Consider the following 13,209-nt stretch of genomic DNA (forward strand, 5'->3'; position numbering starts at 1 on the left):
AGGAGAAGGATGAACGCGGATCTGGGCGGGCCACCGCCTGTCGCGCCGGGTGCAGTGATCAGCCCGATCCAGGCCACAACGGTGATGCCCGCGTCGTCGGCGGTCACCGGCGTGGTGCTGACCGGCAAGGCGCTCGGCGGGCCGCTGTGACCTGGTTCGCTGTGGGGATCCGCGGCCCGCTGCGCTGGCCCAGGGAGATCAGTGCTGGGGTCACGCTGGCGGCGCTGGCCATCCCGCTCAACATCGGCTACGCGCAGATCGCCGGGTTGCCGCCGATCGCCGGGTTGTACGCGGCGATCGTGCCGATGCTGGTGTTCGCGCTGGTGTGCTCTTCGCGTCAGCTGGTGGCCAGCCCGGACGCGCCGATCGCCGCGCTCATCGCCTCGCTGCTGGTCGCGATCGTCGCCCGGCCGGGCAGTCCGCAGTACGTCGAGCTCGCCTACGCCCAGGCGCTCGTCTGCGCGGTGGTGTTCCTGCTCTTCTACGCCTTCAAGCTGGGGTTCCTGGCGAACTTCCTGTCCGAGCCGGTCCTGGTCGGGTTCATCGCCGGGCTGGCGGTCGAGATCCTCACCAGCCAGGTGAAGAAGATCCTCGGCATCCACACCACGGCCGAGCGGTTCTTCGGCGAGCTGTGGGAGATCATCACCAAGATCCCGCAGGCCCATGGGTGGAGCGTCGTCGTCGGCGTCGCGACCATGCTGGTGATCGTCGCGCTGCGCCGGCTCGCCCCCGCGCTGCCCGGCCCGCTGATCGCGCTCGTCATCGCCACGGCGGTGGTGGCCTGGGCCGGGCTCGACACCCACGGCGTCTCCGTCCTCGGCCACGTGCCGTCCGGGCTGCCGGTCCTGCACTGGCCGGCCATCACGCTCGGCCAGTGGGCCGCGCTCGTCCCCGGCGCGATCGCCATCTGCGCGGTCACGCTGGCCGATGGCCTGCTCACCGCGCGCCGTTACGCCGAGCAGCACCACTACCGGCTGGATGCCAACACCGAGCTGCGGGCCTTCGGGCTGGCCAACGTCGCCGCCGGGTTCACGCAGTCGATGACCGTCGGCTCCAGCGCCTCGCGTACCGCCGCGATGGACGCCGCCGGCTCCCGCTCCCAGCTCCCCAGCCTCATCTGCGCGATCGTGGTCGCCGTTCTGGTCGCCTTCTTCTCCGGCGTGCTCGCCTATCTGCCCAATACCGCCCTGGCCGGCATCGTCGCCGTCGCCGTGATCCGGCTCATCGATGTGCGTAAGCTAGCCGAGCTGTGGCGGCTGCGCCGCTCGGAGTTCTGGATCGCCGTGGTGTGCCTGCTCGGCGTGCCCGTGTTCGGCTCCCTGACCGCCGTGGTCATCGCGTTCCTGCTCTCGGCCGTGGACGTGGTGCGGCGGGCCTCCCGGCCCAGCACCGCCACCCTGGGCCCGGGCGAGCACGGCCGCTACATCCAGGGCCCCGCCGACAGCCCGTTCGTGGTGTACCGATTCGAAAGCCAGCTGTTCTTCGCCAACGCCGACACGTTCAAACGTGAGGTCACCAGCCTGGCCCACCGGGGCGCTCAATGGATCGTCCTGGACGCCGAGGCGATCAGCGACGTCGACACCACCGGCGCCCAAGCCCTGCGCGAAATCACGGACATGCTGCGTGAACGCGGCGTCGTCTTCGCCATCTCGCGAGCCACCACCGGCCTGCGCGACCTGCTGGCGCACTACGGCCTGACCGATCTGACCTTCTACGACTCCAACGAGGCCGCGGCCGCCGCCTACCGGGAGAGTGATCATGGGTAAGGCGTTCGCCGACATGCTGCCCTACACCCTGGGGCTGATCGTCTCACCGTTCCCGGTCGTGGCCGTCATCGCCCTGCTGATCAGCGCCAACGGCCGCGCCAAGGCTCTGCTGTTCGTGGTCACCTGGCTGGTCACGAGCTGGGTGGTACTGATCGCGCTCATCGCCCTGCTGGGCGCCCTTGGCGTCACCGGCCATGCCAGGCCCGCCTGGGTCTCCTGGCTGGCCCTGGTCATCGGCGTGCTCCTGCTGCTGATGGCCGTGGCCGGCATCCGCAGGGCCGCCCGCCGCACGGCGGGTAAGACTCCTGAGGTGCCCCGCTGGATCGCCGCGATGGACACCATGACCCCACCCAAGATCATCGGCGTGGCGGCGCTGCTCATCGTGGCCAACCCGGTCAACTTCGCCTCGCTGGCCGGCGGCGCCATCGCCGCCGGTCAGGAGCCATTGCCGTTCGGCAGGCAGCTCGTCCTGGCCGCCGTGTTCGTGATCATCGGCAGCATCGGGGTGCTCGCCCCCTACGCCACCGCGCTCAGCGCGGGCGGCGATCAGCGACTGCACCGCATGCGCGGCTGGCTGATCCAGCACAACGGGGCCCTCACCCTGCTGCTGATCCTGGTCTTCGGCCTGCTGTTCCTCGCCAAGGGCCTGCGCGGCCTGCTCGCCTGAGGGGTTACGGCGTCACGATCGCGAACGCGGGATCCGGATCCTCCAGCACGGCCCTCAGGCGGCGCAGGACGTCCATGTCGCCCTCGTGCTCGATGCCGTCGGCTGATCGGCCGGTGAGCAGGCCGATCAGCTGCCCCTGGGTGAGCGTGAGCGTCAGGTCCACCGGCTGCGGCCGCGGATCGGGCTGGTGGATGAGCACGCCGTTGGACAGCGTGGTGCGATGGCGCTGGTTCAGGTCAGTCAACCGCCAGTCGATGGCCAGAGTCTCGTTCCACGCCTTGGGACCGTCGACGCGGATGGCCAGGGAGTCGAAGACCTGCTCGACGGTCAGGGCCGCGATCATCTCCGGCGAGGTGGTGTCGATGTCGGCGGGCACGACGCCGCCCGTCAGCTCCAGCGCGCCGACCAGGTAGAAGTTACGCCAGGTGCCGTTCTCGGCGCCGTGGCCGAGCCGGGTGTAGACCTCGGCGAGCATCGCGCGCGCCTGCTCGTCGTGCTCGTCGGCGAAGACGGCGTGGTTGAGCAGCGAGGCGGCGAACCGCAGGTCGCCGTCGTCGAGGTAGCGGCGGGCGAAGGCCAGGACGCCCTCGCGCCCGCCCATGCACTCGACGTAGCGGCGCGCCTGCTCGACCGGCGGATGCTCCCACAGGTGGGCCGGGTTGCCGTCGAACCAGCCCAGATAGCGCTGGTAGATCGCCTTGACGTTGTGGCTGACCGAGCCGTAGTAGCCGTGGGTGTGCCAGGCCTGCTCCAGCGCGGGCGGCATCCGCATGGCCTCGGCGATCTCGGTGCCGGTCATGCCCTTGTTCAGCATCCGCAGCGTCTGATCGTGCAGGTAGGCGTACATGTCGCGCTGCTGCGACAGGAAGGTGACGATGTTCTCGTTGCCCCAGGTGGGCCAGTGGTGTGAGGCGAACACGACGTCGGCCTGGCCGGCGAACAGAGCGATCGCCTCGGTCAGATAGCGGGACCAGACGCGCGTGTCGCGGACCAGCGCGCCGCGCAGGGTGAGCACGTTGTGCAGGTTGTGCGTGGCGTTCTCGGCCATACACAACGCCCGGCGGCCGGGGATGAGGAAGTTCATCTCCGCCGGCGCCTCGGTGCCCGGGGTGAGCTGGAAGACGATCCGCACCCCATCCAGCGTCTCCTCCTGCCCGGTGCGCGTGATGTCCTTGCTCGGCGGGATGAGGGAAATCGTGCCGGTCGAGGTGGTCAGGCCCAGCCCGGCCCCGATCTGCCCTTCCGGCGAACGGGGCAGGGCCGGCCCGTACATGTAAGTGGCACGACGGTTCATCGCGGTACCGGCGTAGACGTTCTCCGACACCGCGTGCTCCATAAACCCGGCCGGGGCCACGATCGGCACGCTGCCATCGGTAACGCCACGCACCCCGCCGAAGTGGTCGGCGTGCGAATGGGTATAGATCACCGCGGTGACTGGACGCTCGCCACGCTGCTCGCGATACAACTTCAGCCCCGCCGCCGCGCACTCGACCGACAGCAGCGGATCGACCACAATGACCCCGCGCTCGCCCTCGATCAGCGTCATGTTCGACAGATCCAGGCCACGTACCTGGTAAATGCCGTCGCTCACCTCATACAGCCCCTGCTTGACGCACAACTGCCCCTGCCGCCACAAGCTGGGATGCGCACTGTCAGGGCACTCCTGCGCCAGGAAGCCAAAGGAGTCGCTGTCCCACACGACACGGCCGTCGGCCCTGACCACCGCGGGGCTCAACGCGGCCACGAATCCACGGTCGGCGGCCTCGAAGTCCGACCGGTCACCAAAAGGAAGATCTGCCATGAAAGCGACCTTCCCTGTGGTGAGTGCTGCCGCCCGGCCGCAGCCGGTACTTTCACCCGCTCATGACCATCTCTTTTCGGGGCCTCACGCCGTCTCTTCGCATCGAACGCGTCACCACACCGCAGCTTACGGCGCCTGCAGTGAACTGGCCGGATGCGGACATCGCGTGACGGGTGACAGCCCTGCTTCACGAGCGGATGCTGAAGGTCGATCGTCGTCTGGCATCCCTTCGCCACCAGGTTGACAGCAGGCGGGCCGGTCCGTGATGTCGGTGCCGACGCCACACCGGAAACGAGGTGGCTTACCCCTGAGGAGCCGAACCAGGAGACCGGAGAACCGGGACCATCGAATGGACCCTCCCCATGCCACGGGACGACGCCGGGCACCATCCGGACCCGGCCGCTTCGCCGCCCACCGCAGAGCACATGACCACTATCACGGTTCGGCGATGATCCGCTGTCATGCGCGGACGCGGCTCGGGGTGACGTCGGGAGGACGCTTCCCCCGCCGAGAAGATCCCTACCTGGACAAGGAGCCGTTGTGATCCGTTCCGCCATCACCCTGCTGACCGCGATGACGGTCGCCGTCGGTCTCGTCCTAGTGCCCTCCTCGGCGCAGGCCGCCCCCGGCGATCTGGTGTGCCTGCCGCCCACCAGCTCAACCGTCACCTTCGACCCGCCACTCACCACCATGCCACAGACCGTGACGGTCACCTCGACCAACCTGTTCGGACCGTGCACCTCCACCAGCGTGCCTGCCATAACGTCCGGCACCACCTCCGGCACCTTCCCGGTACCGAACCGCAGTTGCCTGACCCTGGCCGGAACAGGCACCTCCACCTCGCACATCACCTGGAACACGGGCCAGACCAGCACGCTAACCCTGAACTTCACCACCCAGATCGTCGCCGGTGTGTACACCTCGGTGGTGACCGGCGTTGTCTCCTCCGGCCTGTTCGCCGGCGACAGCGTGGTGAGTAACCAGACCGGCCCGGCCACCGACATCCTCACCTGCACACTCGGTCTCGGGACCGTCGCCGGCATTTACACCGTGGGCGCCATCACCTTCGCCTGAGCGGCCCCACCGCGACAGCACCCCTTGGGCAACCCGGAAGGGGAGCGTGCACGAACCGGCAAGCGGCCTGCGTCCCGCTGGTCAACAAGGCCATTGGCGTTCCACCGCCGACTGACCGGCCCGCCGAGCCGATCGCCGAGCTGGCGGAACAGGCCAGACCTCTGGAGGAGACCGGCCGGTGCGTCGATGCCGCCTTCCGGGACGGCATGACCGTGCTGTGGCGCGCCTTCTCCACCGCACCCGGCTTGGCACCCATCGGCCGCCTGACGCTGCGCCACGACATCGTCCACAGGCCGGCGATCCGCCTGCGAATCGCCGAGCACGTCACTGGCTGGCCAGAGACGCTCGCTCACCGCCCGCCGCACCAGCCGATCTTCGTCGCCGGTCTGCCCCCACAATGGCACCACCCTGCTGCACTGGCTGCTGTCTCGAGCGCCCGGCATGCGGGCACCGGTGCTGGAGGAGCTGCTCGATCCTCCGGCATCCTTCCGGCCGCACCGCGCTCTCAACTCCGGGCTGCAGATGATGGCGGGCTCCCACTTGGAGTTACTGATTTGCTCTTGGACACTTGAACGATGGTTGAGTACTCTACTAGCAGTAAAATATATGACCAGGAGGAAAGATGTCGGAACATGACGACTTGTCAGCAGAGGCCGCTCTTCGTGAAGTGGGCCGCGCGCGGGACACCGTACGGAAGTCCAGCCGCCAGGGCGCGTGGTTCTTCCTGGGAATGTGGCTCGGGAACACCGCCTACTGGCTGATCACGCTGCTCGGCCCAGAAGCGGTCAGGGACTACGCCATCTGGGTTCCCATCGCCCTCGTCGTGGCAGGCGCCCTCTACCTGGCCCGCCAGCGGGTCTACGGCCGGTTGCAGTCCCGGCTCTCGCGTTCCGTCACCTACGCGTTCGTAGGGACGACCGTGATCGGGGCGGTCTACAACATGTTCCTGCACCCGCGGGACCCGAGCCCGCTGTGGGTGATGGCCGATGTACTGGTGGCACTGATCGCAGGCGCCCCACTGCTGTATGGCGCGGTGCGCATCTTTCGCTCCGCGGAGGACCAGTGAGCCATCCACGGCACGCGCTCGACGAGATCATCCACGCTCCGGTGCGGCTGTCCATCATGGCCATGCTCGCGGCCGCGGAAGCGGTTGAGTTCGGCTTCTTGAGGGACACGATCGAGGTCAGCGACTCGCTACTGTCCAAGCACATCAACACGCTGGAGAAGGCAGGCTACGTGCGGGCCACGAAGGGCTTCGTCGGCAAGCGCCCCCGAACCTGGCTGGCCTTGACCGACGAAGGGCGGGACGCCTTCCAGAACTACACATCCATACTTCAGCAGATCACGGATGGTACCCGTCGCGCTTAGACACAGAAACGACTGATTGTGGCAGGCATGATGGACGTCCCATCCCGGGACGAATCGAGTTCCTGGTCCTGGTCGACGGCGTGGAAATCGGCGGCACCCACTGAGCTCCTACGACCCGGCGGCCTCCGCCGGGTGGGGATCCGACGACGACGGCCCGCCCGTCGGGCCGGGGTCAGAGAGATTTGGACGGTATCCGGCGTAACGGGATTTCCGCAGGTCAAGGTTACCCTGCCATCGCGGTCTTCAAGACGTGGTTAACGCCGGATTCCATGCCTTCGCAGCCCACCCACTCGTCTTGCACCTCGACGAATCCCGCGCCGATCTGGCCACCGCCGGCGCCTCCGCGCACACCCGGGGCGCCTACCACAGCGACCTCATAGCCCGCGCCGTCCACACAAGGAGCGCAACACCGTGGAGCGGTGCGTCAAACGTGTCAAGGAGTGGCGTGGGCGGGCCTCCCGCTTGGACAAGACCCCGACAGTCACCTGGCCGGTCTTCATCTCCGGGGAGCCGTCTTGTGGGTCCGCAGCTTGCTACCGGCCTGAAGATCCGAACTCCGCACAGGCGGAGCTACCCCGGCTGCTGGAGCCCATCGCCGCCGCTGAAGCCGCGGACGGCGATGAGCTCAGTCTCGCCGCCCACCACCGGCCACGGCAGATGATCGCCTGTCTGAAGGTGACCCTGGACGATCCTGAGGTCTACCCGGCCCAGCAGCCAGGAGAGCCGCAACCACCTGCCGCGCCCTGATGCCGCAGGGCGGAGGCGCCGAGGGGGTCATGGCCGCGCTAGGCCATGGTGCAGATCAGGTGGTCGGCTCAGGTGTGTCGGCGGGATCCGGAGCCGGGTTCTCGACGGTGTCGTCCTCCTCGCCAGGAGCGCTCAGCAACGACGGGGAGCCCTTCAGCCCCCACGTGTAGTCGCCCTTGCCATCGTTGTTGACGTTGTAGACGATCTTTCCGTCGCCGATCCAGCTGCCGTCGACGGAACTGTACTTGAAGGGCGTGTCACAGGTCTCCGAACCACCGCCCTGGCTGTTCACCTCGTGCCTGTAGTCGCAGTTGGTCGTCGCATGGACGATGCTGCGTTCGAGCCGGGCCTGGACCACGAACTTGTCGAACCGGTTACCGTAGGTAAGGCCGTCCTGTGACCATTTAACTTGGACACGGCCCTTTCGATAGTTCCCGTCCGTGAGCACGCACGTCCTGGCCTCGACCAGAAGGTCCGGCTTGCCCGGTAGGGCGATGGTCTTCTTGGCCCAGGTCGAGCAGTTGGTGGTGGCGGCGGCTGGAGAGGCCGCTGCCAGGGATGCGCCGACCAGAACTCCGGACAGCGACAGTACCGCGGTCATCGATGTCACCGATCGTCGAACCAGCGATGCACGCATGGCTGAACCTCCTGAGGGAGTGAATGCCGGGCAGGGAAGCCCGTACCACGGTGGTCGGCTCCTGCTCGGCTTTGACACATCCTGAGAGGGCCGGAGGGCATGGATGGTGACGCGCTCGACGGAGGTTGTGGCGGACCTCACTCCGGACACAAGCGGGAGCGGTGTCGGTGTCACGGAACGGCCCGCTCGTAAGTTCTCCATTCATGGCCCGGTGCTAGGGCTGACGTCACCAGGCGAACCTGTCACAGCTCGGCGGATGGGCCAGGCCAGCTGAGACTGAGAGTGGGGCAGCCCGGTGCGATACGTTTCACCAGCTTGCCGGGCGGCGGCTCCTCGGGCGACGGCGCTTGGTCCTGGCGCCGACAGGGACGGAGAACGTGTCGTCCCGGAAGTCGTTGTCCTTGTCGAGGATGTGGTTCCGCACCTGCTCGATGTCAGCCAAGGTCCAGGCATTGAGCTGTTTGATGTCGGCGGGCTGCTGGTGCGGATCGCCGGGGATCGTCATACCAGGCTGGGGCATCTGACTGGCGGCGCTGGTGAATGGGATGAGGGTGCGGCTTGCCACCCCCACGCGCCCCCATCCCTGAACTGACAGCTCAACTTGCTTGGCGCAGAGGCGTGAGACATCAGCGCCTTCTTCACGCCGGCCAGCTGCTAGATGTATTGACCCGTTGGGTTGTTGACACGGGTGATCGGTGGCTGGCCGCCGAGTGCGGTGTGGCATCGGTGGTGGTTGTAGGTGTGCAGGAAGTCTGGCAGAGCGGTGGTGCGGTCGTTGTTGCTGGCGTAGGGCCGGGCGTAGGCCCATTCCTCCAGCAGGGTGCGGTTGAAGCGTTCGGCCTTGCCGTTGGTCTGGGGGCGGTAGGGGCGGGTGTGTTTGCCGGTGGCGCCGAGGTCGGCCAGGGCTTGGTGCCAGGCGGTGCCGCGGCGGTAGGCCAGGGCGTTGTCGGTGAGTACGCGGTGGATGCGGGTGATGCCCAGGCCGGCGAAGTGGGTGGCGGCGCGGCGGAGGAAGGCGGCGCAGGTGGCGGCTTTTTCGTCGGGCAGGACTTCGCTGTAGGCCAGCCGGGAGTGGTCGTCGACGGCCGAGTGGATGTAGTCGAAGCCGATGGTGCGGCTGGGGTGGTGGCTGCGCTGGTCGCGGCCGTGGATGCGCCAGCCGCCGCCGTCGGGGATGCGGCCGAGTTTCTTGACGTCGACGTGCACCAGCTCGCCGGGCCGGGCGCGTTCGTAGCGGCGGATGGGCTGGCCGGTGGGCCGATCCAGCCATGCCAGGCGGTGCAGGCCGTGGCGGGTCAGGATGCGGTGCACGGTGGAGGCGGGCAGGCCGAGAATCGGGCCGATGCGGGCCGGGCCAAGCTTGCGGCCGGTGCGCAGCCGGCAGACCTCGGCCTCGATTGCGGCGGGAGTGCGGTGCGGCACGGTGTGCGGGCGGCTGGGGCGATCGAGCAGCCCGGCCTCGCCCTCGGTACGCCAGCGGCGGATCCACTTGTAGGCGGTGGGCCGGGAGACGCCCATCTCCGCGGCCACATGCGCGACTGGACGTCCCGCTTGAACACGATCGACGAGCAGTCGGCGGGCATGGACGGTCAGCCGGGCGTTACGGTGGGACATGAAGCCTCCGTGCGGTGCAGATTCGACACCTTCACCACATCGGAGGCTTCTCTTTTGATCAAGTCCCTCTGTTAACAACGCTCGTGGTCAATACAGCTAGAGGAGCGCGGGCAAGGCAGTGACGAGCAGCGCCTAGAGTTCGTTGAGGCAGGCGGTGCGCGCCTTCACCGCGCCGGTGAGGACCAGATGCAACACCCGGATCGGCTAGCCCACCCCGTTCCGCTCTTCGGGACAGCATGAGCCCCTGTCTGCCAGCACGGCCTCGGCCACGGATAGGCGTCCAGCGGATTAGACTGGCCCTTGGCCCTGCGCTGCTGCTGGTCCGGGCGATTGACCTCGACCACCTTGACCTCCGCGCTGCTCAGGTGGCGAGCCAGGGCGGCACTGTAGGAGTCGGTACCCTCCCCACCGCATGCAACCGGCCGAAGGAACACATCCACTCCAGCAGGTCCGCGTATCCCGCCTCCGAGCGGGACCTGGCACGGTGGATCAACCCCATCGTGTCGGGCTGGATGAACTACTACGGCCGGTTCTACCGGTCGGAGCTTCATCCGCTGCGGCGGCGCATCAACGCCTACCTGGTGCGCTGGATGAGGAAGAAATACAAGCGGCTGAGGACCCACAAGAAGGCCCTCGCGGCCTGGGACCGAACCACCACGCCAATACCCGCGCTTCTTCGCACACTGGCGGTGGGTTTCCGAGTTCTGACGGTGAGGTTGAGAAGAGCCCGGTGACGGGAGACTCGCCACACCGGGATCTGTGGGAGCCCGGAGGTGAGACTCCTCCGGGCGACCCGACCGCCATGCCATCAGGCGAATGCCGACCTTGCGATCATGCTGTGATCAGCAGCCCACCGCAGGGGGCTGAAAACGGCTCAACGCGGGCCGTTCCTGAAAGCGCTGGGCGCGATGCCGTAGGCGGCGCGGAAGGCTCGGCTGAACACCGCGGGATCGGAGAATCCCCAACGCGCGGCGATGACGTGGACGGGCGCGTCCCGTAGCGCCGGATCGACCAGGTCGCACCGGGTGCGTATGAGGCGCTGGCTTCTGATCCAGCCGGAGACCGTGTAGCCCTGCTTGTGGAAGAGCCGGTGCAGGTAGCTGACCGAAATGTGGTGAGCGGCGGCCACTTGGCGCGGGTTCAGGCCGGTTTCGCTGAGATGGCGCTGGATGAACGCCTGGATCTGCAGGGTCAGGGCGTGCCTGGGTGAGGGCGCCGTCCTTGCGGCCGACCCACCCAGGTGCGCGAATGCCGCGTTCACCAGTTCCAGTAGCGCCATACCCAGCCGGGGTGCATCGGACGGCCCGCACGCGTCCAGACTGTCGGTCAGGTGTGCGACGAACCCGGCCAGCAGCCCGCCGACGCCGTCCTCGGCCAGACGGCGGCCGAGGGCCAGCTCCGCCTGGCCGGGGTCAACCGACAGCAGCGACCGGGGCACGGCGACGGTGGCCGTTCGGAAGGTGGAGTCTCCTGCGCCGAAATCCGCCTCCTGCAAGCGGGTGACGTCGTGGACGAAGACCTGGCCCACCCCCGCGAGAGTGTGTCGGCCGTCCCAGACGAGCCGGATCTTGCCCTGTAGGGGTACGAGCAGGTGATAATGATCGCCCGGGTCGAGCGTCTGGGACGGCCGGAGGGCGGCCCGCACGCGCAGCGGCGGAAACCGCCGCACCCCCAGGCGCAGCGCGCCGAGCAGAACGTCCCGCTCCACGGCGCAGACCTCTCCCTGGGGGTTCGCGCAGGCACTGGACCCGTCCGCGCCGCAGGATAGGCCCCAGCATGGCGCCGCCAGGGTCAGCGTGGCATTCGGGTCGTTCTCGATCACATCGCTCTCCAGGTAAAAGGCGGAAATCGCCGTGCGTCTGCGTTCCGCTAGCGGGGCAGCGAGGTCGCGGCCTGACCGTCGGGACAGCCGATCGACTTCGCCGTTTGTTGCCGCCCGACGCCACATCGCCGGGCCTTATCCGGTCTTGCGAGCGTCCCGGGCAGGCTGCCCTGCCCCTTCCGATCACGGAGGCCAGGTGCTACGTCATGGGCATGGACGATCTTCTTCGTCGTCGGCGTCTGCGGCTGGCATCGTGGCGCTGATCGTGGTGAGCGCATGGGGTTGCTCCGGCGGGCCATGAGGACCGCGACGGCGGGCGGAGGGCTTCGGGAATGCCCGGTAGAGAGGTGGTGATGGGCCGGGCGTTGCCGGAGGTACTTCGTGCTGGTAACCACCAGATCGTCGTCCGGCATGTTCTAGTGATCTGTACGGGGACCGTCGCTACGACATCACCGTCGTCTGAGCCGCATCCGACTCACTGTCGGCGCTTTCGCCGGGGCTGTATGGCCTGGGCGTCGCTCCTCAGCGGCCACGCGGTTTCCCTGGTTGAGATCACGCTGGCGCATCCAGGGCTGGGCAACCACCACCGAGGTGTCCGCGTTCAATCAGTGATTTCGCGGCCGTCCCAGGGCCGGGTTACACAGCCACCGCTTGCCAGGCGACCGTGTAGATCCACCACGTTCCCCGAATGACGCGATCTTCATCGGAGGCGTTGTGACCGTGGCCTCTGCCAAGACGATGGCCCGGGTGATCGGAGCGCCCGCGCCCGCGGGTTGCGGCGTTCACCCGCGAGCACGGGGCAAGATCGCCGGCCAGAGCGCTGGCCCACACCTTCATCGACGTGGCCGTGCCACGCCCAGGCCACGGAATATGCCTGCAGTCGGCCTTGCACGCAGCCGCCGGCACGGTGGTCCCGGTCTCGGCTCCTGGCCCGACCACACCAACGCGACCTGACCGTCCTCGGCCGCTGGTGGCCGACCACTCATCCGTTGACCGACCTCAAGCACATCGCCAAGGACATCCCAGGGACGCCGTTGGCGTTTGGGGACGCTGTCTCAGCAGGCCAGGTTTGTGAAGGTGTTGCAGAGTGTGACGGGGTTGGCGTACTCGTCGGTGTGCACCATGCGGCCGTTCTTCCAGTCGAACCGGTAGACGTACACGTTGCGGTACGAACGGTTGTCGGCCGTGGTGAAGTCGCCGTTGGCCTGCACGAAAGAGGTGTTTCCGTGCTCGGTCACGCTGATGCGCATATCGGTGAACCGGATCTTCTGGAAGTTCGTGAGCACATTGGTGACGTAGCCGAGAATCTGCTTCTTGCCCACGAAATGGTCTGCGGGTTCTGGTCCGCCGGAGAACGACAGCGGGATCGTGAACGTGGCCTTCTCATCGATCCTTGCGCTGATGGCCTTCAGGTCCTTGCGTTCGAACGCGGCCAGGAGTGCACGGGTCTGCTCTGCGGTTCGCCGCTCGGGTGCCGCATCGGCGGAGGCCGAGGGGGTGAGGCCGATCGTCGCCGCGATGCTCAGCGCCAGAGCGCCCGTGACGGTGGAGAGGAACGCGTGCTTGCGCATGTAGCTGCCTTTCGCTAAATGATGCCGGTCAGAGCCGGTAGGGAGAGGCTCCCGTGAACGAGGCCAGGTGCGAGAGATCCGTCAGCATGCGGATGAGGGCTGGTGTAGGCGGTAGGTCAGCGCCTGTGAAGCGGTGGCCCGC

Annotated in this window: 14 protein-coding genes; 8 read left to right on the top strand and 6 right to left on the bottom strand. The window is 67.7% G+C overall.

The window, feature by feature from the left end; translation table 11 throughout:
* Positions 1 to 9: 9 nt before the first annotated feature.
* Genes HD593_RS08865 through HD593_RS08875 form a run of 3 tightly spaced genes read left to right on the top strand, consistent with a single transcriptional unit; the run spans position 10 to position 2,433 of the window.
* Positions 10 to 150, top strand: a complete 141-nt coding sequence (locus HD593_RS08865) for a hypothetical protein (RefSeq protein WP_185101705.1) — start codon at positions 10 to 12, stop codon at positions 148 to 150.
* Positions 147 to 1,766, top strand: coding sequence for a SulP family inorganic anion transporter (locus HD593_RS08870; RefSeq protein WP_185101706.1), 1,620 nt, complete (start codon positions 147 to 149; stop codon positions 1,764 to 1,766). The genes HD593_RS08865 and HD593_RS08870 overlap by 4 nt, the downstream gene beginning before the upstream one ends.
* Positions 1,759 to 2,433, top strand: coding sequence for a GAP family protein (locus HD593_RS08875; RefSeq protein WP_185101707.1), 675 nt, complete (start codon positions 1,759 to 1,761; stop codon positions 2,431 to 2,433). The genes HD593_RS08870 and HD593_RS08875 overlap by 8 nt, the downstream gene beginning before the upstream one ends.
* 4 nt (positions 2,434 to 2,437) lie before the next feature.
* On the opposite strand, the gene HD593_RS08880 is transcribed toward HD593_RS08875, so the two are convergent.
* Entirely contained in the window at positions 2,438 to 4,234 is a 1,797-nt protein-coding gene (locus tag HD593_RS08880) for an alkyl/aryl-sulfatase (RefSeq protein WP_185101708.1), read from the bottom strand.
* Positions 4,235 to 4,774: 540 nt separating this feature from the next.
* On the opposite strand from HD593_RS08880, the gene HD593_RS08885 reads away from it, so the two are divergent.
* The 4 genes from HD593_RS08885 to HD593_RS65040 all read left to right on the top strand — a co-directional run bounded on the left by HD593_RS08885 (position 4,775) and on the right by HD593_RS65040 (position 7,423).
* Complete coding sequence (locus HD593_RS08885; protein ID WP_185101709.1) at positions 4,775 to 5,308, top strand: hypothetical protein; 534 nt, start codon at positions 4,775 to 4,777, stop codon at positions 5,306 to 5,308.
* Between the two features lie 622 nt (positions 5,309 to 5,930).
* Positions 5,931 to 6,374 carry a hypothetical protein gene (locus tag HD593_RS08890; protein WP_185101710.1) on the top strand — a complete coding sequence of 148 codons (444 nt, stop codon included), beginning with the start codon at positions 5,931 to 5,933 and terminating at the stop codon, positions 6,372 to 6,374.
* Complete coding sequence (locus HD593_RS08895) at positions 6,371 to 6,676, top strand: winged helix-turn-helix domain-containing protein (protein ID WP_185101711.1); 306 nt, start codon at positions 6,371 to 6,373, stop codon at positions 6,674 to 6,676. Before HD593_RS08890 ends, HD593_RS08895 begins: the two co-directional genes overlap by 4 nt.
* Positions 6,677 to 7,087: 411 nt before the next feature.
* Positions 7,088 to 7,423, top strand: coding sequence for a DUF6027 family protein (locus HD593_RS65040; RefSeq protein ID WP_379478727.1), 336 nt, complete (start codon positions 7,088 to 7,090; stop codon positions 7,421 to 7,423).
* A gap of 55 nt (positions 7,424 to 7,478) precedes the next feature.
* On the opposite strand, the gene HD593_RS08900 is transcribed toward HD593_RS65040, so the two are convergent.
* From HD593_RS08900 to HD593_RS08910, 3 genes are all read right to left on the bottom strand, one after another.
* The gene (locus tag HD593_RS08900; protein ID WP_185101712.1) at positions 7,479 to 8,060 is read right to left on the bottom strand and encodes a hypothetical protein; all 582 of its coding nucleotides are present in this window, start codon (positions 8,058 to 8,060) and stop codon (positions 7,479 to 7,481) included.
* A 307-nt stretch (positions 8,061 to 8,367) separates the two neighbouring features.
* A complete protein-coding gene (locus tag HD593_RS08905; RefSeq protein WP_185101713.1) occupies positions 8,368 to 8,565 on the bottom strand; it encodes a hypothetical protein in 198 nt (65 codons plus the stop codon).
* Between the two features lie 149 nt (positions 8,566 to 8,714).
* Complete coding sequence (locus HD593_RS08910; RefSeq protein WP_185101714.1) at positions 8,715 to 9,674, bottom strand: IS481 family transposase; 960 nt, start codon at positions 9,672 to 9,674, stop codon at positions 8,715 to 8,717.
* 236 nt (positions 9,675 to 9,910) lie between these two features.
* On the opposite strand from HD593_RS08910, the gene HD593_RS08915 reads away from it, so the two are divergent.
* Positions 9,911 to 10,408 carry a group II intron maturase-specific domain-containing protein gene (locus HD593_RS08915; protein WP_246546401.1) on the top strand — a complete coding sequence of 166 codons (498 nt, stop codon included), beginning with the start codon at positions 9,911 to 9,913 and terminating at the stop codon, positions 10,406 to 10,408.
* Between the two features lie 140 nt (positions 10,409 to 10,548).
* Here HD593_RS08915 and HD593_RS08920 read toward each other — a convergent pair whose 3' ends face one another.
* The gene (locus HD593_RS08920) at positions 10,549 to 11,496 is read right to left on the bottom strand and encodes a helix-turn-helix domain-containing protein (RefSeq protein WP_185101715.1); all 948 of its coding nucleotides are present in this window, start codon (positions 11,494 to 11,496) and stop codon (positions 10,549 to 10,551) included.
* Between the two features lie 1,055 nt (positions 11,497 to 12,551).
* Positions 12,552 to 13,067, bottom strand: coding sequence for a nuclear transport factor 2 family protein (locus tag HD593_RS08925; RefSeq protein ID WP_185101716.1), 516 nt, complete (start codon positions 13,065 to 13,067; stop codon positions 12,552 to 12,554).
* Between the last annotated feature and the right edge of the window lie 142 nt (positions 13,068 to 13,209).

Source organism: Nonomuraea rubra (genome assembly GCF_014207985.1).
GTDB classification, from domain to species: domain Bacteria; phylum Actinomycetota; class Actinomycetes; order Streptosporangiales; family Streptosporangiaceae; genus Nonomuraea; species Nonomuraea rubra.

Excerpts from the sequence above, each read along its gene's own strand:
- HD593_RS08865 (WP_185101705.1), top strand. The coding sequence starts at position 10 with ATGAACGCGGATCTGGGCGGGCCACCGCCTGTCGCGCCGGGTGCAGTG.
- HD593_RS08875 (WP_185101707.1), top strand. The coding sequence starts at position 1,759 with ATGGGTAAGGCGTTCGCCGACATGCTGCCCTACACCCTGGGGCTGATC.
- HD593_RS08880 (WP_185101708.1), bottom strand. The coding sequence starts at position 4,234 with ATGGCAGATCTTCCTTTTGGTGACCGGTCGGACTTCGAGGCCGCCGAC.
- HD593_RS08890 (WP_185101710.1), top strand. The coding sequence starts at position 5,931 with ATGTCGGAACATGACGACTTGTCAGCAGAGGCCGCTCTTCGTGAAGTG.
- HD593_RS08900 (WP_185101712.1), bottom strand. The coding sequence starts at position 8,060 with ATGCGTGCATCGCTGGTTCGACGATCGGTGACATCGATGACCGCGGTA.
- HD593_RS08905 (WP_185101713.1), bottom strand. The coding sequence starts at position 8,565 with ATGACGATCCCCGGCGATCCGCACCAGCAGCCCGCCGACATCAAACAG.
- HD593_RS08910 (WP_185101714.1), bottom strand. The coding sequence starts at position 9,674 with ATGTCCCACCGTAACGCCCGGCTGACCGTCCATGCCCGCCGACTGCTC.
- HD593_RS08915 (WP_246546401.1), top strand. The coding sequence starts at position 9,911 with ATGAGCCCCTGTCTGCCAGCACGGCCTCGGCCACGGATAGGCGTCCAG.
- HD593_RS08925 (WP_185101716.1), bottom strand. The coding sequence starts at position 13,067 with ATGCGCAAGCACGCGTTCCTCTCCACCGTCACGGGCGCTCTGGCGCTG.